The following is a 20,496-nucleotide window of genomic DNA, read 5'->3' as shown; positions in this document are numbered from 1 at the left end:
AAATTTAGTTTTTACTTTCAAGTTAAGCAGAATCCTTCAACCAAGAGCAATAAAGCCCTTTGGAGCCGAGGAGAAACAAATGCAAACATCGATATTCAGCCCATCAATCGAAGACAGTATTAATGAACCTATTATCAATGAGCAGCAACGTAGGTTCATCACATCGGTTAGTCGAGCCCACGCCTTCCAACTAGAGCGCCAAGGCCTATTCCCCAAACACCTAAAGCTAGATAACAACGCCAATGGCTGGAAGTTAACAGAGATCCTAGCTTGGGTGCGTTCCCGCCCAATTGCAGAGCTTAAACAAGTGGGAGCCAACAATGACTAAATCACCTAACGCAAATACTAGAAACAATAGAAAAGTCAGGCTATGCCAATTAGTCGCCTCAACACACACCGTTGAACAAGTGCTCACTGTGGCTCAAATCGCTATTCGACTAGGCAAAAGCACTAAGACCATCAGAAATTGGCTAAGACAAGCCACAGATGCGCCTAAAGCCTTTAAAGACCAGAATGAATGGTTTGTCAGTATATCGGAATATGAAAAGTGGGAAGTTCGCTAACATCTGTAGCGTTCGACCAATTAGAAGAGGGCAATGTGTTGCCCTTTTTCAAGGGTAAGGATGAGACAAAATGGGCTGTTATAGTGCTTTATCAAACCTAAAAAAACGAAAAAATCAGTCTTGAAGTCCACAACCATGCGGCCTTGAAAGCAAGGCGCTCACTAAATGAACTAGGTTTTAAATATTATTATGTCTTTGATCTTAATAAGTACACCTGAAATAGAAGATGCACTGGAACATTTACACTATACAGATAAAGCTAAAGATGTTGTTCTGGGTGGGATCAGATGGAAAGTAATGCAATTCCCTGGAGGGTTAAACCGCAAACTTCTCAACGCCCTGTACAGCACTTTAATGGCCTATATCTCATGGCACTCTAAAGTATTGGTGATCCGCTTCGATGTCTCATTATATGATTCATTACCCAACAACAATACCATCAGTAAGCTAAGAAGCTACATTCAGAAGCACCTTAAATCACATTATAACTCTAAGGCAGAGTTTGGCTGGGTCAGGGAGCAAAACCGATATGATGATAAGTGCCACTACCATTGTTTTGTCTTATTGGACGGGCAAAAAGTCAGGAGCAGTAAAAGGACATTCGATCTAGCGAAAAAGGCGCAAGAGCTAATCATCGATATCAATATCCATTTCCCTGAAAATTGTACCTATATGATTAAACCTAACATCTTAAGCAGTATTCAAGCCGCGTTATTCAGGCTCAGTTATTTAGCCAAGAATTGGACAAAAGAGAACAACCCCGCTTTAGCCAAAAGTTATTACTTTGGCCGCACGAAACATAAAGTCTAAACAGGGTAACTTTCGGCCTCACCAGCAGCAACCAGCTACAGGCCGTATTTTTACAACAGAAACAGTTAATTAATTGTTAACCATTTCATTGTTTTTTTGATCACGGCTTATTTCTGGGCTCGTTTAACTTAGCCCCCCTGTGCAACTATCTACTTTTCAGCATGTTAGGGTTTAAGCGGGTGTTCAAAAAGAGAAAATAGCTAAGAGAGCCAAGAGTGATCACTTTTTTGTGATCACTCCGAATATGCAGAGTTTGAAACAGCGGCGATTAACGCCATGAAAGTGGCTTACGAACAGTTACAAGATTGATGGTAAAACAATCGTTATTACATTAGGCTTAACCCACCAAGAATATAAATTTGTGGGAGAAGTTAATGCTAATTGAATTTAAATGAAAAGCCCTAGGTAACGTGCGCCTCCGCACCTAGTTCTAATCTATAAGTTCAATTGAGGAAGTACATCCTTATAAGCATCTCTTATACGGGTAATATCATTAATCACATGTTGATTACCCGCCATAGTGGCCAAATGCACCACTGATAGCATTGTTAGTCCATTAGAATTAACAACTATCTGCTGAAGCAGTTTCATTGGGTAACCTTCACTGTGCCGTTTCATGGCATGAATACCACCATGGACATAGGAACTCGATGCTTTCCATGTAACATCCCGAAACTCAAATAGCATTCGCGTCGCTTCAGCTGGAGCCTTTCCCTTTATTTGCTGTAGCATTTCAACATGAGACGGTAACCCATTATCAGCATTTGCAGTTTCAACAGTTAAGTCTTGCATAATCCGCTCTACTTTTTTGTCCGTTGCCCCCCATAGAAGCCACACTGATCGAGTTAGCGCATCAAATTGAAGCCTAAGCATAGAAACTGCAGAGGTATAATTCCTCCCACTCATTAAGCATTGGAGAGAATGACCATGTTCTATTGCGACATCACACATAACCCAGCTGCCTTCCCATCGCTTAGCTATCTTGCTCGGACCAAGGCAGAGTATTGGGTGTGTCTCATCAAGCAGAGCTAATGATTTTGTAAGTAACGAATCCATTTATCTACAATTGCCCTTCTCTAAAAAGAAACCTTTAAACAACCAACTTCCCTGAGTTCACCTTGAGCCACTCTTTGTGCTCGGCGTAATCAGGCATGACTCGCTCTACTTCTTTCCAAAACTTGGGGGAATGGTCGAGCTGTTTCAGATGGCACAGCTCATGGATCACCACGTAATCAACTACACGATTGGGAGCCATCACGATAACCCAATTAAAATCGAGTTCCCCCTTAGGACTACAGCTACCCCAACGGCTCTTAAATGTTTTGATACCGATAGATTTAGGCTCTAAGCCCATAACCTTTGAGTAGCGCCTCACCTTCTCTTTAATCTTGCGTAAGGCGTTGAGCTTGTACCAACGGATCACAGCATCTCGGACTAAATTACTACGCTTCGCGCCATCAGGCAGCGTCGCTACCAAGCGCCCTTGGATAAGCTTTACGGGGCTATAGGCTCCTGCTACTACCTTGAGGCGATAATTACGCCCTAGATAAGCATAGGCTTCTCCTGAAACAAACTCTCTATCACTGGCAGGCTTTGACTCTTCATGCAGTGCAATCTTTTGGATTATCCAAAGGTACTTGTCAGCCACCAGCTGCTGAATACGCTCAATATCTAATGCTTTAGGTACCACTACAGAAACCAAACCATCATCGACTTTAATCGAGGCTGTTTTGGTTCTGCTGGTACGGACAACATCCACACAGAGTCCTTTAACTTCAACTTGCTCAGGTTTCACTGCCTTCACCGCTACTTATTCCCGAACTCTTTACTTCCGAACTTGGTTTTCGCCAGTTCCATAAAGCGGTCTTGCAAAACACCAACGAGTGCCTTATCACCGAAAGATTGATCTAACACGGCACGTTTAATCTCTTTCTGCATACGCTTAACCTCATCGCCCTTGTTGAAGAAGTCGATGATATCGGTCGCTTCATCCAGCATAGCGACTAAGGTTTGTGTCATTGCCTTAATAGCATCATGAACAGCTTCATCAATCACATCACCGTCACTGACTTGAGTCACTTCAGCCATCAAAATACCGTAGAACGCAAACTCTGTTTCGCTTAAACCAACATCTTGAGCGGCTTGCTGGTGGGCATTACTAATATCACCTGCAAACTCAAAAAGTAGTTCTAGCTGTTGCTCCCACTTACCGTGGGTCTTTTCAATAATGTCGCGTAGACGCAAACTCAACGAGCGATAGTATTCAGGGTCTTCATCAAGGTTTATCGTAATGTGGTGCTTAATCGCGCTCTCAATTTCTGATGCCTTAGACTCGTCAGACTTAGTAGGCTTAATGCTCTCTTTGAAGTTAGCAGCCAATAGGTCAACGGGTGGGATTTTAGGATCAACTCCGGTACTCAGAATATGCTCATCCACCAGCTGCCTAACCTTCTCCCCAACTTCTCGCATATCCAAACCTGCGTCGCGGTACAGGGTTTTAGATGCGTTATGGATTTTACCCAGTAACTTCATATCAGGGATGAAAGGTGCTGCTGCGGCATCAGGCAAAATCACATTGAGCTGCTTGGCAAACTGCTTAAATGCCATATCAAATTGAGCACGAACAGCCTCGTCTTTTAAAAGCAGTACACACTCATCAATATCGCGGCTCTTTACGTCCTTGAAGAAAGACATCGCACGGGTATGCTTAGCCTTTAATTTAGGGATCTCATCTTTCAGGCTTTGAATCGTTCCCTCAACATCTTCGCTGCTAAACAGATCTAAGGCTTCGGTTAGATGGGTCGCCAAACCATAATAATCGACGACATAGCCACAATTTTTACCTTTGTAGGTACGGTTCACACGGGCAATGGCTTGCATCAAAGTATGGTCTTGCAGCTTACGGTCGATATACATTACCTGCGCAATAGGTGCATCGAAGCCCGTTAGCAGCATGTCTTTAACAATAAGAAAGGCGGTGTTATCAAACTTCTTATTCTTCTCTTCAGTACCCTGCTTATCGATACCGAAAGGCTTTTTGAAATTGCTGATGACTTTCTTTTGATGAACCTTATCTGTGTATTTAGCGATATATGTTTTGTCGTTATGGTCACCAGAGATAATCACTTCAGATGGAGGTGCTCCAAGCTCATCTAAGGTCTGCTTAAAAATGGCTGCCGCATGGCGACTCCCCACCACTATCATGGCTTTAAAGCCATCGGGGCGAATATGCTCTCTATAGTGCTTAAGCAGATCGATACACACCCAACGAATACGGGCAGGCGCTTCTCTTACGGCACGTTCTACACCATATTTCTTTTTGATTTCACGCTGCTCTTCTGCAGTGTATTCACCAAAGTATTCTTCAAACAGCTTATCCAGTGACTCCCCTGCAACTTCAGAGATCACTTCACGCCCTTCGTACAACAGTTTAACCGTTGCACCATCTTCTACCGCTTGGTTAATCTTGTATTCATCGATATAACCACCGAAGGCTTGCCCCATCTTCTGGGTCTTGAGCAATGGCGTACCAGTGAAGCCTATCTTTGGCGCATTAGGCAATGCCGCATTGATGGTCATCGCCAAGCCACCAAATTGTGTTCGGTGCGCTTCATCAGCAAGCACAATAATCTTGTCGCTAGGGTTAAGATCGGTAAAACCTGCAGCAACGCCTTTTTGCTTTGTTTGCTCTTTTTCCGTCTCTTTCTCTAAATCAGAAAACTTCTGCACCATGGCAGTAACAAGATCAGAGCTATCCTTCTTAAGCAGCTCTTTCAATTTCGCTACAGAGCCCGCGTTATATACGGTTTCCCCCTGAGCATCACGGAAGGTAGTAGAAAGCTGTTCATCAAGCTGGGTACGGTCGGTAATAAACACCAACTTGTACTGTTTAAGTTCTGGGTCACGGCGCATCTTCACCGCTAGCATCACCATAGTGAGCGATTTACCACTGCCTTGAGTATGCCAAACAACACCAGACTTCTCTTTTCTATCAGTACCACTCTTAAGGCGTTCGATGACCTTATTCACTGCACGATATTGCTGATAACGCGCCACCTTCTTGATCATGCGACCATCATCGGTTTCAAACAAAATGAAGTTTTGCAGAATATCGAGAAAGTTAGCCGTGCTGAACATACCCGCAATCAATCGCTGCTGCGCAGTCACATGGGTTAGAGTTTCATAGCTAGCTGGTGGCTTATCGTACTGAGCTAATGGCTGTTGATATTGCGCTGAAGGCTCTTGATACTGCGCTAATGGCTCTGCCACTTGCTGCAGCTCTGCTACATAACCAAGGTCACTATCTACAGCATTAGATAAAGCATCTTCAGGTAGCTCAATCTCAATACGAGAATGTAAGCCTACTACGTTACCCTGCAACGATTGCTGCGCTAGCTGTTCATCAACGATTTGTTTATCAGAGAAGGGGAAAGCATCCTTCCAATCACCATAATGCTGTGCGCTTGAGCTGATGGTGCCAACTTTAGCTTGGTCACGACAGCTCGACACCATGAGTTGGTTATACCAAAACAGCTTTTCAGCGCCTTCATCATCTTCACTGTGGCGCAAGTTTGCATAACGGCGTAACTGATCGATACCCTCACTCATCGGGCTTGAGATATAAGGCGACTTACACTCAATCACTGCAAGCGGGATACCATTAACAAAGCAGATAATGTCGGGAATGATTTTCTGATTAACACCTTCAACCTTGAACTGGTTAGTACAGATAAACTCGTTGTTTTCAGGTCGTTCAAAGTCCACCAGCTTAACCGTTTGTCCTTTACGCCCCTTACCTAAGTCTTGCTCAACCGATAGATAGCTCACCAAGGTTTGATAAAAGGCGTGGTTGTATTCCATTAAGCCTGCGAAGCTCGGATGGGTGACTTCACGAGATACCTTGCGTAGGTTCTCATCACTTATCCAAGGGTTAATCCTTTTTATGGCTGCTTCAAGACGCTTAACTAACACCACATCGCGCAGGTAAGTTCGCTCTGCATTGATGTGCTCAGGCGACAGCGCCTTACCTTGAATATAGCGCCAGCCTAAGCTCACTAACTGCTCAATAGCTGGTGCTTCTACTTTGTTAAATTCATCTTGATTCATTTATAAAACTCAAAATATGGGGCTAGAGTTTGCAAGCGAATGCTAAACAGTTATCGAGCAATGGTGCTGCAACTACTGGGACTCACTAATAGCCTGCGCATGCTGTAAAGCCTTATCTCGACATACAGCCAGTTTATCAGTCAGTTCTTGAATTCCCTTTTCTGTAATTAATTGCGAAATAGGTAGCTCTACACCACAAGAAACTACTGGATAGCCGCCAACATCTTTAGCAACTATAGGTTCTGCATTTAAGGCTACATATTCAGGATGAGGACAAGGGTTCCAAACGTTATAATACCAATTCGTATCCACTTCCTTGAATGGTGTAAAAACACCAACCCTGATAATGGAATCTGCATCCTCTACACTCATAGGCAAAGATAAGCCATCGGCTTCAACGTTATTCATTTCTTCACTAGAAACACCTGTATCAGAGATAACCCAAAAAGAAATCAGGTACTCCCCCATTCTCAACTTATTTACGTCCTCTACTTTTTTGAAAGTATAATAAGTCGAAATCCCCGGCAACATGTCCCACTTCCATGCATCAAATGGGCTGCTCGTTAGCTGTTTTGGACGGTCAAACTCTCTTGGCAGCCAGAAATAAAAGTCAACGCCTAATGGGCTAGCAACACGCTCTATGCTCGGTAACAAACGTTGATAGTAAGATGCCAACAAACGATGGGCAGATCTAATCTGGGTAAATAATGATTCGGTTTGCTCTTGTTCAGTCATTTTTATTAATCATCCATGTTTTTATAAGAGTTAAATCGATATTAGGAAAGGCGTGTTCAACCAATAATTGTTGGTTCGAAGTGCAAGGCTTCCCCCTATTCGTCTTGGAACGCGTTTTATGTGTAAGCATTAATTTAGGTAGTGTATTGTTAAGTAAATCTTCCCACTTAAACTCAGAAATTTTTAAGCCGTATAAACCGAGAGCTTTAAGCATATCTGCAATTACTCGCTTATCGCGAATACAGACTCTTTCACCGTCTTGCAGTTGCAATTCAATCAACTGATTAACAATATCCTGCCAAGAGATAGTTCCGATACTATTAAGTAAACTAAAATCCTCGAATAATTGAGCTTTCCATTGCTCAACACCCGATACATGAACCCGTCCTACAGCTAAGAAGTACAGCGGTTTACCTCGGTTTTCCTCGACTTGCAGGAATGACTCTATCTCTTTTTTCCATTGACCAAAGTATTGATCTCCACCAGCTGGTGGCTTGACCTCAACGATGATATTGCATTGGTCAAAGTGGATGATTAAGTCGGGTTCTACTTGGTTACTGCCAGCCCCATGTTCATGAGTAAATCGAGGCCAATAAGTAATCCCTTCAAACTCACCAAAGCTAACTGGGGTCGCCCCATGGGAGTTCGCGAAGCATTGATTTAACAGGTAGTTCTGCAAGCTGGCAGACAAATAAGCAAAGCGTTCAAATATCGTGGAGGTAAGCAGATCTTCACGGGCTTTAAATAAGCTAGACCAACTAACCGACTCATTTTGATTGTGGTCAATGCGCCCAGCCTTACCGTGCAGAATCGCTTTTAGCATATGAATAGTCCCTTAACTTCAAATCCTTATTATCGATAAGCAATATTACACACAGTTCAACACCGAGAAAGCTAAACAGCTCTCAGGATTTTAAAAACTTTCAAATAATTGCAATTTGGACAATCTCCCCCCCATCCCAGCCCAAAAAAGTTCAGGCATTATTTTTAGCGTTGGCAGAGGCTTCTACCAACGTCACTTTTAATATTGGAGATACAAAATGAGTAATAACAAAACACCAATGACACCTCAAGCAGCCGCTCGCATTCAAAGTGCAACAGCTAAGCAAAATGGTGGTTCGGTTCCTAAAGGAAGTGTGGCATCAAGAGCTTCAAGCGCCGCCGCTAAAAATATCAATAGTGAAAAACAGGGAGGTAAGTAACATGTCAAAACATGACGATGATAATCATGCTAACCAACTTAACCCTAATAATGACGAGTATTGGGGAAGTCGCGGCGAAGATGAACGGCCTGAAGATTGGGAAAATCAGCTCGATGATTAATCTTAACGAGTAAACAAATGACTTAGCTACCGAGCTAAGTCATCAACTGAGCTTGAATCCGGCATTTTTTGTCGGTAATGTTTAAAATACTCAGGATACCGAGCTAATACTCTTTTCCAAATGGAGAGGGCTTCCAATTTATTTGATTGCATAGCCCACTGATTCACTTTAATGTCCAGCGCTCTTGCGATACGAAAATAAACGAGCATTGCATCGACATCATAATTGCCATGGAACTGAAAGGCTGATGTTACAAACTTATCTAATCGCCCCCATGAAGGTAGGTTATCACCATTACGCCAGCCTTTAAGTTGCTTGTATTGTCTATCAGCAAGGCTTTCAGCACTGTCAGATGAATCATCAATCGAAATAAACGTCGCAAGTTTACGCCAGCCGACCTCTGCTCCACCTTTTGAAACCAGACGCTTGAGCTCACTCAATACCGCTCCATAGCAAGTACATTGATGCCCCTCACCAGTCCAGGTAGCTATAACTCTAGTGAATACGCTAACTTCACTGCCTGCATCATTAATCTTACCGAGACGCTGATAGTATGAAATCAAACCAACTTCATAATAAGCAACTGCAGTTAGATAAAAATCGAAATGTAAATGGGCGACGGCTTCTAATACACTAAAAAAAGTTGAGGTTTGTTCTCGCTCAATAGTGCCAAGATCGCTCGCATAGTGGCTATAAATCTCTAGTTGCTCGACAGGAACAAGGCTGTGCTGCTGCCAAGTTAGAAGCTGTTCTTGCCAAATAGCACTACTGTCATCTTTATCTATGGCACCTGCCTTAATCTTTTTTTTAATGGTTTTAACCATAAGGTAGTCAGCTTTTGCGCGATCATTACAACCTCTGGCTACCCACAGAAACTCACTATCAATAGTCGATAAACTAGCACCTTCAAAAAGTGCATGCCAATCACCTGCATTCGATCCCACCTTATCCGCACGTATGCTTTTTCTTAACTTTTCAAGTTTCAGCAATGACTCGAATGGCACTGCTAGGTTACTAGCCAGCTTAAACAACTTATTCACTGTCGCCTTGCCTACCCCGACCGAAGTTAGACTGGCTTTTGACGAGCGGCTTATCTGGGAGTCGATATCGTAGGTTGATTCAAAGTAAGTGACTTGTTGGCTAAGGTTTTTGGGCAGGTCTAAGAGAGTTGCAATTGAAGCCACCGACGGCAAGAAAATACTCACATAATCCGCATTGGGGAAAACATACTTGCCACCTTTATTGGGCTTAAACATATTAATCCTTTATATGTTATCGATAACCAGTCTTACTGACCTAACAACTGTTGGCGTTCTCGCTCAAGCTCAATACGCAGTTCTTCTTCGGTGGGTAAGTAGGCAAGATATTTGGAGGCAAACAGCTGCTTACCGTCGGCGAGTACCGAATACTTGGCTACCGCTTCACTTTTTTGGCTACACAATATCAAGCCAATAGTCGGGTTATCATCGGGCTCTTTCTTCAATTGGTCGTAGATACGTACATAGGTATCCATCTGCCCCACATCTTGGTGGCTAAGCTTGCCAATTTTTAGATCCACCAGCAAAAAGCATTTTAGCTTGAAGTTATAGAACACCAAATCGAGGTAGAAATCTTGATCGTCGGTGCTGATCCGCTGCTGACGTTCAACAAACGCGAAGCCTTTACCAAGTTCGAGTAAGAAGTGCTGTAGATTATCAATCAGCCCTTGCTCAACCTCGCTTTCAACTAACGATTGATGCGGTAAATTTAAGAAGTCGAATATATACGGGTCGCGCAGATAGTCTTTGGCTGTCACGCTAAGTTCTGTGGTTTTTTGCTGTGCTTCTAGCTCAACAGGCGCTTTGTCTTTGCTCGACAGTAAACGCTCATAATACAAGGAGGCAATCTGCCTATCTAACGCTCGCGCCGACCACGCTTGGTTTATGGCTTCTTCGAGATACCACTGCCTTGCTGCAGGCTTCTCGATACGCAGCAACGCCCGATAATGTGTCCAGCTCAATTCGGTACGCAGTGCGTCCCGAATTGGGAAGGTTTGATAAAACATGCGCATATTACGCAAATTTCGAACATCAAACCCCTTACCAAACTCAGCAGTTAATTCGGTAGATAACAGCTGTAACACCTGCTTGCCATACTCGGCTCGCGCTTCGCCTTGCTGTTCATCTTCAACAATCAAGCAACCGACTTGCCAGTACGTGAGTACCATAGTGCTGTTGACCGCATATTGTAACTGCTGACGGCTTTGGCTGAGCAACTCACGTACGGCAACCAATAAAGTCGCACTGCTTTTATTAGCAGATGAATCTGCTGACGCCTCTCCTGATTTCGCCACGGTTGGCTCTGTACGCGGTTGCTTGCTCATAGTTATCCCTTGTTTTGTTATTTTTAGCCTGTTATTTCTATCCAACGATTTCTACCCAGCTATTTCTCTCCAACTAAGTGCGCAGTCCCTAGACTCTCGACACTTTCGACATAAGCGACAACCTATTCCGTGACTGTGCGCTTGATGACGCTTTACCCAAGCTCATTAAAGACAGAGTTAAAAACTGAATTAGAGACCAAATTAAAGACCAAAGTAGAGAAAGCTACCAACGGCTGTTTACGAAGAGCGCACCTATAGGCTGCGCTCTATTCGTGCTAGCTGTTGTCGTTAATCGAGCTTCACTCGCACCTTACCCGTGAGCAGATCTTGCATCAGGGCTTTTTTGGTGTTTTGCACTTTAGCTAGTTTCTTCTCTTTTGCCCGAATAGAAATATCAACACAGCTCAAGGAGTTTACTATTTTATTCTGCTCATTTAATGGTGGGGTTTTGATTAAGATTTTACCGCAATCAGGTACGCGCATATGCGGAACAGTGCTACCACCACTAAAATCTTCCAGTTGCTGTTTTCCATACTCGCTCATCAGCGAATACATTAAGAATCGAGATGATGTTTTACCCTCATTCGCTCGATACATCATTGTACGCTGACCTAAAAATACTCCACGCGAGTCTTCTAACACCCCACATTCACCAACAGGAGCTTCGCGAGTAAAAATTAAGTCTCCATTTTCAGGCTTCAAACGACGAGTCCAAGTGTCATATGTTTCTTTTGACACACGCCGAACATTATCAGTATCAATTCGACCGTGACGAACATTTGTTGTACGAATCATTTTATATGGCGTTTTAACATCAACTACTGGCGCTGTTTTGTTCACACAATCGACAACATGCGTACAAAGTTCTGATATCTTAACAACCTCCCAGCTCTTAGGAATTCTGCCGACGGCTGAGTCTTTGAACTCGGTGTGTGGGATGTAACTTTTTCTACCTGCAGCGCTATTGCTATTTGCCACTGCGCCCTGCTTAGTGCCTACACCGTTCGTTAGCAGCTCTTGCATCATGGCGGTTTTAAGGTCTTTAAGCTTATCGATTTGCGCTTGGGTCTTTTCAATCACCTCATCCACTGACGTCAAAATCGCAGCAATCTTTTGCTGTTCAGGTTTTGTCGGCGTTAAAACCTCAAGGTTTTTAACGTCTGAGGAATTAATCGCTGGATAGTTAGAACCAACAACTAATGCTTCAATTTGTCTAGTTATATCGTCAGCTAGAATCGAGTTAAATATAAACCTAGCATCGTGACCGTTAGTAGCTCTTATGACTGAAAACCCAGTAGAAGCCACAAAGTCATCACCTTCAAAACCAAAGTAAGCAAAAGCTTTTAAGTTTGGTCTAACTGTAGACATTAAAACGTCACCAGATTGCAGTCTTTTCCTCGCTCGACTAGGTGCTACATTAAAGGCAATGGATTCACTTGGTAAACGAATTTTGCCTGTTGATACTGAAGCAATATCAATATACCTAAACCTATAGTCTGGTGCTGTTGAGCCTTTCAAAGAGTCTTTATCTATATCAGCTAAAGAAGATAATGCATTATAACTCCAACCTTCAGGAACTAAGTTACTCATAACCCAGCTCCTTCAGGTAGCCTTGCATCACTTGCTCTGCTTCGGCGACTTCAGCATCAAGCTGATGCAGTGAAACTTGGTACTTGTCCCACCAGCGCTCTAGTTGGCCGACTAATACAAGAACCGTCGCAGACGCACTCTTATTAAGAGCCGCCGCAGGCGCTTGCTCTTCTGATCCTAGCTCTAGGCTCTCGACCTGCTCAGGGCTGCTTTCGACACTTTTCTCAACACTATCTATTCGCTCAAGGCTGCTTTCTACACTTTTCTCAACATGAGCGCGGATCTGTTCTTTGGTTTCGATTTCGGCTTTAAATACGTAATAGCCATCATTAGCTTTATCGAACACTGCCGAGACATCGAAGCCTTTGAGAATTTCTTGTTGAATGTACTCATCTTCCACTTCACGTACTGGAATGCCGCCGTGCAAAATGGCGCGCACATCGAAGATCTCTGCAGGTGGCGAGGTGTCCGCATAGCGGCGAATATTGAGGTTGTAGTCGTTATCAGCAATCTCGCTTAGCTCAACTACTTTTGAGTAGCGTGACAGCTCGGTGTAGTTATCAAAAGTCTCGACTATCTTAGCGATATCTTGCGGACGCAGTTTGTTTTGGTTCTTACCTTCCTGATATTCCAGCTCGCTGTTGATGAACAACACTTTGCCTTTGCGCAGCTCTGGTTTCTGCTTATTGATGATAAGTAGACACGCAGGAATACCTGTGCCATAGAATAAGCCCGATGGCAGACCTACAACCGCTTCAAGTAGGTCATCTTGTAATATGCCTTGGCGAATGGCTTTCTCGCTTGAGCCACGGAATAACACCCCATGCGGCATGACAACGCCGACCATACCTTCACTGTTGGTACTGGCTATCATGTGCTGTACGAATGCTAAGTCACCCGCATCTTTTGGCGGCGTGCCATAAGGGAAGCGACCAAAACCATCATTGTCGCATTCATCCTTGCCCCACTTTTTAAGTGAGAAAGGTGGGTTAGCAATAACGCGGTCAAAGTGCATTAGCTCGCCACCTTGGGTGTGCTTAGGTTCGCGCAAGGTGTCGCCCTTACGAATGTCGGCACTGTGCACCCCATGCAGGAACATGTTCATCTTACAGATTGCCCATGTGTTCAGGTTCATCTCTTGTCCGAACAAAGATAGGTTAGCCGCGTTCTCACCATGGCTAGCAAGGTAGTTACGGGTTTGCACTAGCATACCGCCCGAACCTGAGGTTGGGTCGTAAATACGCATACCCGCATGTGGCTTAAGCAGTGCCACCAGCAGCTGCACAACTTCAGATGGGGTATAGAACTCGCCGCCCTTTTTACCCGCGCTGTCGGCAAACATCTTGATCAGGTATTCGTATGCCGTACCCAGCATATCTGGGCGCTCAAAGTCGGCATTACGTAAACGATGTTTATTAAAGTGCGATAACAGGTCTTGTAGCTTCTTATCTGACAGCTTGTTTTTAATATTGAAGTCGATAGTGACTAACACGCCTTCAAGGCTTGAATTGTGCTCTTCAATCGCTTCGGCTGCAGTGTTCAGCGCCTCACCAATGTTGTGCTTTAAGTCTTTTAGCGCAGACCAACGGGCGTTAGCTGGCATGAAGAAAGTATTGTCGTACTCATCTTCATCTTCACTAAGCTCTTCGGCTTGTACTAGGGACTTACCTTTATCGAGGTAATACTGCACTACCTTTTCACGCTCTTCATCGAACGCATCAGACAGACGTTTTAAGAACATCATGCCAAAGATGTAGTCTTTAAATTCAGACGCATCCATATTGCCACGCAAGATATCAGCGGTTTCCCACAAGAAAGATTCAAGCGTTTGAAGAGTGAGTTTGTTAGTCATTGAGCTGCCTTAACATAGAGCCATAAGCCTGCATGGGTTAGGTACGTTTACCAACCCCATACTTAAACTGTGTATTGCGGGAGATTCTACGGTGTTGTTGCTGGTGGAGCAATCAAGCTTACTTAGTTGTTTGATGGTTAGCTGAAGTTTTCAGTCTCACATATACGACCCACACGACGAGTCCTAATAACTCTATTGCCTTATTTGGCTCAAATAATCTATACCCATACCCACCTCCATAACCGCCGCACTTTTAAGCGCTAAAAAAATCACTAAAATACACTTTTATGCGCATTAAAGTGTGAAAACTTGCATTTTAATGCGCATTAAAGTGTAATAAGGATACGCTTTAATGTTGGAATAATGGTCATGCAAAGGTTACTACTCGATAAACTACTACAGTGGAAAGGCAAGAGTGAGCGTAAACCCTTATTGATTGATGGTGCTCGCCAAACAGGTAAAACTTATCTGCTGCAAACTCTGCTAGGCGAAACATTTGAACAGGTTTTACGCATTGATTTTCTTGAGTCGCCAGAGATGGCTGAAGCTTTTGCTGAATCACTTAACCCTAGCGACGTTATTTCAAATATTGAGTTATTAACTGGTGAGACTTTCAACCCAGAAACCCACTTGCTAATTTTAGATGAAATCGGCGAATGCCCTCGCGCCGTTACAGCGCTAAAATACTTTGCTGAAAAAGCACCGCATATGTTCGTTGCGGCTAGTGGCTCAAATATCGGCTTACTTAATACTTTCCCAGTGGGTAAAGTCGAGCAACATAACCTGCGACCACTGACCTTTCATGAGTTCTTAATCGCCTCTAATGAAGCACCACTGATTAAAGCGTTTGAAGCACAATCGCGTGCATCGGCCGCCCACACTAAACTTTTCGACAAACTCACCGACTACTATTTTACAGGTGGTATGCCTGAGGCCGTTAGCACTTGGTTTGCGATGGCTGACAACAGTATTTTGAAGCGTGTTGAGGCGGTGACAGATATCCAAGCCGATTTGATTTCGGGCTATCAACGAGACTTTGGCAAGTACTCAGGCAAAGTTGATACAGGACTCATTGAGGCGGTATTTAATAATGTGCCTTCTCAGTTATCTGCCGTAATAGACGAATCAGTAAAACGCTTTAAGTTTAAAGGCGTCCATGAGCGAAAATCTCGCTATGGTGAACTAGAAAGTGCCATTACTTGGTTAGATAAGTGTCGATTGGTATTGAAAAACTATCCTATAGAGGGCTCGCCTAAAAGCCCGTTAGCTGCTTATAAAAAAGAAAATATGGTCAAACTATTTATGTTTGATGTCGGGCTGCTCAATCACATGCTTGGCGTTAGCTATAAAGAGGTGAAGCAACAAGGCTATGAGTATAAGGGCTATGTTGCCGAAAACTTTGTTCAACAAGAGTTTGCAGCCCAAGGTATCGACCCGACATATTCATGGGGTGATGCACGAGCTGAAATAGAGTTTATTATCGCTGATGATGAAGGCCGCATTGTGCCTATTGAGGTAAAAAGCGGTAAACGCACTAGAGCGAGGTCACTGGAGTCCTATATTGGCAAATGTCAGCCGCATAAAACGATTAAGCTAACAGGGACTCAGGGCTCACCAGCCACAGAGCAAGTTAACCTAGTCATCCCTCTTTATTTTGCAGAGTTTGCCGTTAATAAACACCTAAAGAGTTAAAGATGATCTTTAACTTGGTATCTAAATTAAACTCTTGAATAAGTGTTAATGATTAGTCACCACGCCCAAGTGACTAATCAAGACTCTTTTACCCATCACTGAACGGGCAAAAGAGCGCAATATTTTAATTTAAAATACTATTCAGAGAGAAATCTACTGAGCTTCGAAAGGTCTGCTTCAGTTACTTGCCCAGATTGAACTAACCATTCAACACATGAGGGTTCATGTAAACACATAATCCCCCCCGTCAAAGCCTTCCCCCACTGTAGTGAAAGAGCTTGTTTTTCGCGGGTAAGGCTACTATTGCTAAGTGATTCACTCCAATTAGAAAAATTAATCATAGTCTGTATTTGAGAGAAGCCTTCCAGCTTATAAGCTCCATCATAATACTGATATGTAACCTTGCTTTGGCACTCTAAAGATTCGCCCCCACACTCATTCAACATTTGAGCAAAAATCGCCAAACCAGCCTGATTAAAATAGGTGGATTGTTGGAGAGTATTTAAGTCACTTTGGTTGATTTGCGCTCCCTTATCAGAGCACCCCATCAAAAATATTGTTGCCACAAACAGGCTACTTTTTAAAATATTATACTTGTCCATCATGAGCATTCCTTTGTAATGTCTATATCAACTAACCCTAAGTACCCTTTAATAACGCTCATGAAATCTATCAAAAAAAATAAATAAAAAGTTGAGTTAATTCACAAAGATAGAATCAAATCAGAATATTATTATCATTCTAGTTAGACTATATTCTATGCCACTTTAATCACGCCTATCTCCACCACGTTATCAATGGGGTTTGCCAGCCTATCGAGCCACTCACACCACATATCCAGTGCCACTGCAGATTGCTTAAGGTATTTACTGTGGTTGTAATGTCTCTCTGACCCCTTAATCACGTGGCCTATCAATTTATCCACTACTCGTGAGTCGACCTCAAGGTCATTTAGGATGGTTGAAAAAGTACTTCTTAAGTCATGAAGCGTCCATCGTTCTATATGCTTTAAACTTTCACAAATCCCACCGCCAGAGCTACATACACTGGTATCTTCTCTTAGCTTACCTAGTAGATAACCTTGTTTGGCATTGCGCTTAATCAGTAACGCAATAACAGGTTTTATTTGCTGCGGTATCGGCCTAACAATCACTAAGCCCGTTTTACTGTGCTGTTTTGGCACAGTCCATAAGTCATTATCTAAATCCCATTCGTCGATAGTTGAGAGCCTAACCTCCTGCGTGCGTGCACCAAACACGATTAACAATAAACACAGGTAGCGCATATAAAAGGAGCCTTTGCGTCCATGGCTCCACTGCAATACGTCCTTTAGTTCGCTATATGAAAGCACTCTGTCTTTTACTTTTGCTTTCTTCCCAACATCGCCCACTACAAGATCATCCAATTCATGAGTTATTGCATACCCTCGAACACGACAGAATTTTAAGGCTTGCTTACAAGTTTGTAGTATTTGCCCTGCAGCAACTGCCGCTGGCTTTTGTTTACCCTCAATACCAGTATTAATACGGTCAAAACAATCAAGCCAATGAGTGATTTTAGTTTGCTCTAAAGGGTAATGGCCGATATAGGAGTAGATATGCTTGTTAAACTGACCTCGTATTTTTTTAAAGCTCTTTCGCTTCACACGCGCATACTTTTCAATCCAATACTCCAAGGCTTCTTTAACCGTCACAGGTTCTAAGGTTTTATCCCTTGCCATTTCACGTGCAACTTTAGGGTCATGACCACCAGCTAACCAAGCTCTGCATTTATCTCTTTCATCCCTAGCTTGTTTGAGGGATAAATCAGGAAAGTAACCTAAATCTATGCGCTTATTTTTACCTTTGATTTTGTAGCGAAATTGGAATCGAATACGGCCTTGTTTAGAGACTCTAGCACCAAGCCCCAGTCCGTCACGATAAACTTTGGTTACTGCTTGAACCTTTCCATTCATAGAACCCAAATGTGTTTTGTGTAACATGATTATCCTACTGATATTTCTGGGGTAAATTGTTTACCCACACGACCTCAATGTGAGTAAATATAAGCATAATCAATACCACCAATCCTATAGCCAGAGGGTGCGTAAAATCCTCATCAGTGTGGATAAGTCGCAAATAGCAAATACAAACAGATACCTATAAAAACCAGTGAAAACAGCATAGTGTTATCTAGTTCACACTATGCTGAGGCGAGATGACGCTATAGAAGATAGTTCGTTTGGAAAGTGAAGTGCTACCCGTATCTCGCAGAGCCAATAAGTACAACATTATCAGCAGGATTAACTAGCAGTTCTAACCATTCACACCACATATTAAGCGCAGTTAACTTCTCTGGTAGATATTGGCTGCGATTATAGATAGACATCACCCCGCCTAGAGAGTGGCCGAGTAACTGTTCAACCACATAAGGCGCCACACTCAAGTCATTCAGCTTGGTAGTAAAAGTTCTTCGCAAGTCATGCAATGACCAAGACTCTTTATGCTTAAGCCGTTTGTAGATTAAGCTGCCTGCACCGCTAACGGACTCACCACTTTTAAGCTCACCAAGCAGGTAGCCAGAGTCACCATGGCGTTTATATAAAAACTCAATAAGCGGTTTCACTTTAGCGGGAATTGGCCTAACAATAATCGTATTAGTCTTGCTATGCGCTTTAGGCACTGTCCATAGATTTAGCTCTAAGTCCCATTCATCAAAGGTCGATAACCTTAGCTCTTGTGTGCGAGCGCCAAAAATAATGAGTAAACGACATAGGTAGCGCATATAAAAGGTGCCTTTGCGGTTTTCAATTGAGCTCATCAAGTCGTACAACTCAACATCGGTCAGCACTCGGTCTTTCTTCCGTTGCTTTTTACCCACATCGCTAGCAATCAAATCATCCAGTTCGCGACTAATGGCATAGCGCCTTACTCGACAAAAGCGTAATGCTTGTTTGGCATTTTGCAGTATTTGCCCAGCAGCTACAGGCGCAGACTTTTGTCTGCCAGCAATGCCACGTCGAATACGATCAAAACAATCAATCCAGTGGCGAGTCTCTGTCTGTTCTAATGGGAAGTGGCCAATATAGGGATAAATGTGCCTTTCAAATTGGGCGATATTTCTGTCGACATTAGCACGATTATCTCTAGCGTAATTCTCAATCCAATACTCTAGCGCTTGCTTAACAGTCACTGGCGTTAGCGTTTTTTCTCTGCCCATGCAGCGCTTTATTTTGGGGTCATGGCCTTCAGCTAACCAAGAACGGCACTCATCGGCAACATCCCTAGCATGCCTGAGCGATAAATCTGGATACACTCCAATATCCATGCGCTTATTTTTGCCATTGATTTTGTAACGGTACTGGAAACGAATCTTTCCTAGTTTAGACACTCGCACACCTAAACCTTTACCATCGGCAAGCTCGATAGATTGAGGTTGATGCTTGCCATTTAGTGCCCGCAAACTAGTTTCGTACAGCATGATATTTTGGCTCATTTGGGTGGGAATACGGCCAATTCCATGTACCCCCATATGTACCCCCATGTAACCATAGGAACCAAAACCCACCAATACCAACGAAGACACAGAATCAGGTTTAGCTATTGATAAATAAGAAAAAATATTGCAGCAAAAGACAATTCAAAACCATTCAAAACAGCCAGTCGTACTCTACGGCATGAACTAAGACTCACGTCTTAACATGTTGTATTAAAACGGGCTTTCCAGCAATGGAAAGCCCGTTTTACTTTGTGTGCTACCCTCATATGTACCCCTGTGGTTTTGTTGCCCTCTGCCAATTCCTATCCTTTTTCACCCTTAAAAAATATCATGTGAAAAGATCTGCCACTGGCATGCTAAAACCCTTAATTTGCTACAAAGCCGAAATTCCGTTTCCCCTCAAACTCCATATCTGCGCAATCAAGCGCTGTGAATACGAGGAAATACCAATGAAAGACGTCAATTTAGCTTTAACGGATATCGGTGCAGCAAATGAATTAGTGTTTGACCGAATGGTTAAAGAGAAAGAGCGAAAGCTCATCACCTCAGTAAGCAGAGCATAAACCTTTCACCTAGAGCACAAAGGTATGCCCTCTAATCGAGGGAAATATCTAAACACTCGTAGACAGCCTGCTTTCAGAGCGACTTTACAGAGTTAGCTTCACAGAGGCTGTAACGTCAGTAGAGGATCTGAGCAACTACAAGTCATAGCAACCTAGAGCTTTCACTATGGGGTTATCAGGAGCGTAGCGCACTCCCACAGGTTAGAACTATACCGCTTATAGGTACTGCAGCAGTGTTAGCTAATTTACGCACTGTGCTGGCTTGAAGAACTGATAGCTTCAAGCAGCACCAATGCCTTTGTAAAAGTCCAAGTAGCAGTAGATAAATTACTGGCAGAAATAGTTATGAGGGTGTAACAGATTCTGTGTAACTGCAGTTTTAGTTAATATGTTTCACAAGTCTGTCTTCAAACTCAATAATAA

17 protein-coding genes are annotated in these 20,496 nt (G+C 43.2%); 5 read left to right on the top strand and 12 right to left on the bottom strand.

The window, feature by feature from the left end; all coding sequences use genetic code 11:
• Positions 1-79: 79 nt before the first annotated feature.
• The 3 genes from ACVBIO_RS18195 to ACVBIO_RS18185 all read left to right on the top strand — a co-directional run bounded on the left by ACVBIO_RS18195 (position 80) and on the right by ACVBIO_RS18185 (position 1,373).
• Entirely contained in the window at positions 80-328 is a 249-nt protein-coding gene (locus ACVBIO_RS18195; protein ID WP_447173174.1) for an AlpA family phage regulatory protein, read from the top strand.
• Entirely contained in the window at positions 321-563 is a 243-nt protein-coding gene (locus ACVBIO_RS18190) for a hypothetical protein (protein WP_447173173.1), read from the top strand. Before ACVBIO_RS18195 ends, ACVBIO_RS18190 begins: the two co-directional genes overlap by 8 nt.
• 189 nt (positions 564-752) lie before the next feature.
• Positions 753-1,373 carry a YagK/YfjJ domain-containing protein gene (locus tag ACVBIO_RS18185; protein ID WP_447173172.1) on the top strand — a complete coding sequence of 207 codons (621 nt, stop codon included), beginning with the start codon at positions 753-755 and terminating at the stop codon, positions 1,371-1,373.
• Between the two features lie 435 nt (positions 1,374-1,808).
• Here ACVBIO_RS18185 and ACVBIO_RS18180 read toward each other — a convergent pair whose 3' ends face one another.
• From ACVBIO_RS18180 to ACVBIO_RS18160, 5 genes are all read right to left on the bottom strand, one after another.
• On the bottom strand, positions 1,809-2,324 hold the full coding sequence (locus tag ACVBIO_RS18180) for a DUF6988 family protein (protein WP_447173178.1): 516 nt from the start codon (positions 2,322-2,324) through the stop codon (positions 1,809-1,811).
• A 139-nt stretch (positions 2,325-2,463) separates the two neighbouring features.
• Positions 2,464-3,177 carry a M48 family metallopeptidase gene (locus ACVBIO_RS18175; RefSeq protein WP_447173171.1) on the bottom strand — a complete coding sequence of 238 codons (714 nt, stop codon included), beginning with the start codon at positions 3,175-3,177 and terminating at the stop codon, positions 2,464-2,466.
• A 2-nt stretch (positions 3,178-3,179) separates the two neighbouring features.
• Entirely contained in the window at positions 3,180-6,479 is a 3,300-nt protein-coding gene (locus tag ACVBIO_RS18170; RefSeq protein WP_447173170.1) for a type I restriction endonuclease subunit R, read from the bottom strand.
• A gap of 72 nt (positions 6,480-6,551) precedes the next feature.
• The gene (locus ACVBIO_RS18165) at positions 6,552-7,214 is read right to left on the bottom strand and encodes a hypothetical protein (RefSeq protein ID WP_447173169.1); all 663 of its coding nucleotides are present in this window, start codon (positions 7,212-7,214) and stop codon (positions 6,552-6,554) included.
• Positions 7,207-8,037, bottom strand: a complete 831-nt coding sequence (locus tag ACVBIO_RS18160; RefSeq protein ID WP_447173168.1) for a hypothetical protein — start codon at positions 8,035-8,037, stop codon at positions 7,207-7,209. The genes ACVBIO_RS18165 and ACVBIO_RS18160 overlap by 8 nt, the downstream gene beginning before the upstream one ends.
• A 217-nt stretch (positions 8,038-8,254) precedes the next feature.
• Between ACVBIO_RS18160 and ACVBIO_RS18155 the strand changes: the two genes are divergently transcribed.
• Positions 8,255-8,416, top strand: a complete 162-nt coding sequence (locus tag ACVBIO_RS18155; protein ID WP_220780399.1) for a hypothetical protein — start codon at positions 8,255-8,257, stop codon at positions 8,414-8,416.
• A 147-nt stretch (positions 8,417-8,563) separates the two neighbouring features.
• Here ACVBIO_RS18155 and ACVBIO_RS18150 read toward each other — a convergent pair whose 3' ends face one another.
• From ACVBIO_RS18150 to ACVBIO_RS18135, 4 genes are all read right to left on the bottom strand, one after another.
• On the bottom strand, positions 8,564-9,793 hold the full coding sequence (locus tag ACVBIO_RS18150) for a hypothetical protein (protein ID WP_447173167.1): 1,230 nt from the start codon (positions 9,791-9,793) through the stop codon (positions 8,564-8,566).
• A 32-nt stretch (positions 9,794-9,825) separates the two neighbouring features.
• On the bottom strand, positions 9,826-10,899 hold the full coding sequence (locus ACVBIO_RS18145) for a PDDEXK nuclease domain-containing protein (protein ID WP_447173166.1): 1,074 nt from the start codon (positions 10,897-10,899) through the stop codon (positions 9,826-9,828).
• A gap of 288 nt (positions 10,900-11,187) precedes the next feature.
• Positions 11,188-12,489 (bottom strand): restriction endonuclease subunit S, encoded by a 1,302-nt coding sequence (locus tag ACVBIO_RS18140; RefSeq protein WP_447173165.1) that lies wholly within the window; start codon positions 12,487-12,489, stop codon positions 11,188-11,190.
• Positions 12,482-14,341, bottom strand: coding sequence for a type I restriction-modification system subunit M (locus tag ACVBIO_RS18135; RefSeq protein WP_447173164.1), 1,860 nt, complete (start codon positions 14,339-14,341; stop codon positions 12,482-12,484). The genes ACVBIO_RS18140 and ACVBIO_RS18135 overlap by 8 nt, the downstream gene beginning before the upstream one ends.
• Positions 14,342-14,710: 369 nt before the next feature.
• Between ACVBIO_RS18135 and ACVBIO_RS18130 the strand changes: the two genes are divergently transcribed.
• The gene (locus ACVBIO_RS18130; protein ID WP_447173163.1) at positions 14,711-16,033 is read left to right on the top strand and encodes an ATP-binding protein; all 1,323 of its coding nucleotides are present in this window, start codon (positions 14,711-14,713) and stop codon (positions 16,031-16,033) included.
• Between the two features lie 137 nt (positions 16,034-16,170).
• Here ACVBIO_RS18130 and ACVBIO_RS18125 read toward each other — a convergent pair whose 3' ends face one another.
• The 3 genes from ACVBIO_RS18125 to ACVBIO_RS18115 all read right to left on the bottom strand — a co-directional run bounded on the left by ACVBIO_RS18125 (position 16,171) and on the right by ACVBIO_RS18115 (position 19,543).
• A complete protein-coding gene (locus tag ACVBIO_RS18125; RefSeq protein WP_447173162.1) occupies positions 16,171-16,638 on the bottom strand; it encodes a hypothetical protein in 468 nt (155 codons plus the stop codon).
• Between the two features lie 152 nt (positions 16,639-16,790).
• Entirely contained in the window at positions 16,791-18,014 is a 1,224-nt protein-coding gene (locus ACVBIO_RS18120; protein ID WP_447173161.1) for a tyrosine-type recombinase/integrase, read from the bottom strand.
• Positions 18,015-18,268: 254 nt separating this feature from the next.
• Positions 18,269-19,543, bottom strand: a complete 1,275-nt coding sequence (locus tag ACVBIO_RS18115) for a tyrosine-type recombinase/integrase (protein ID WP_447173160.1) — start codon at positions 19,541-19,543, stop codon at positions 18,269-18,271.
• Between the last annotated feature and the right edge of the window lie 953 nt (positions 19,544-20,496).

This window comes from Shewanella sp. 0m-8, from assembly GCF_052977265.1.
Note: the sequence above shows the minus strand (reverse complement) of the source record. Positions and strands in the feature narration are given on the sequence as shown.

Bases quoted from the DNA above. Each gene is read 5' to 3' on its own strand.
- ACVBIO_RS18120 (WP_447173161.1), bottom strand. From the start codon at position 18,014: ATGTTACACAAAACACATTTGGGTTCTATGAATGGAAAGGTTCAAGCA.
- ACVBIO_RS18180 (WP_447173178.1), bottom strand. From the start codon at position 2,324: ATGTGTGATGTCGCAATAGAACATGGTCATTCTCTCCAATGCTTAATG.
- ACVBIO_RS18195 (WP_447173174.1), top strand. From the start codon at position 80: ATGCAAACATCGATATTCAGCCCATCAATCGAAGACAGTATTAATGAA.
- ACVBIO_RS18170 (WP_447173170.1), bottom strand. From the start codon at position 6,479: ATGAATCAAGATGAATTTAACAAAGTAGAAGCACCAGCTATTGAGCAG.
- ACVBIO_RS18190 (WP_447173173.1), top strand. From the start codon at position 321: ATGACTAAATCACCTAACGCAAATACTAGAAACAATAGAAAAGTCAGG.
- ACVBIO_RS18140 (WP_447173165.1), bottom strand. From the start codon at position 12,489: ATGAGTAACTTAGTTCCTGAAGGTTGGAGTTATAATGCATTATCTTCT.
- ACVBIO_RS18155 (WP_220780399.1), top strand. From the start codon at position 8,255: ATGAGTAATAACAAAACACCAATGACACCTCAAGCAGCCGCTCGCATT.
- ACVBIO_RS18135 (WP_447173164.1), bottom strand. From the start codon at position 14,341: ATGACTAACAAACTCACTCTTCAAACGCTTGAATCTTTCTTGTGGGAA.
- ACVBIO_RS18165 (WP_447173169.1), bottom strand. From the start codon at position 7,214: ATGACTGAACAAGAGCAAACCGAATCATTATTTACCCAGATTAGATCT.
- ACVBIO_RS18145 (WP_447173166.1), bottom strand. From the start codon at position 10,899: ATGAGCAAGCAACCGCGTACAGAGCCAACCGTGGCGAAATCAGGAGAG.
- ACVBIO_RS18130 (WP_447173163.1), top strand. From the start codon at position 14,711: ATGCAAAGGTTACTACTCGATAAACTACTACAGTGGAAAGGCAAGAGT.
- ACVBIO_RS18125 (WP_447173162.1), bottom strand. From the start codon at position 16,638: ATGATGGACAAGTATAATATTTTAAAAAGTAGCCTGTTTGTGGCAACA.
- ACVBIO_RS18115 (WP_447173160.1), bottom strand. From the start codon at position 19,543: ATGGGGGTACATGGAATTGGCCGTATTCCCACCCAAATGAGCCAAAAT.
- ACVBIO_RS18150 (WP_447173167.1), bottom strand. From the start codon at position 9,793: ATGTTTAAGCCCAATAAAGGTGGCAAGTATGTTTTCCCCAATGCGGAT.
- ACVBIO_RS18185 (WP_447173172.1), top strand. From the start codon at position 753: ATGTCTTTGATCTTAATAAGTACACCTGAAATAGAAGATGCACTGGAA.
- ACVBIO_RS18160 (WP_447173168.1), bottom strand. From the start codon at position 8,037: ATGCTAAAAGCGATTCTGCACGGTAAGGCTGGGCGCATTGACCACAAT.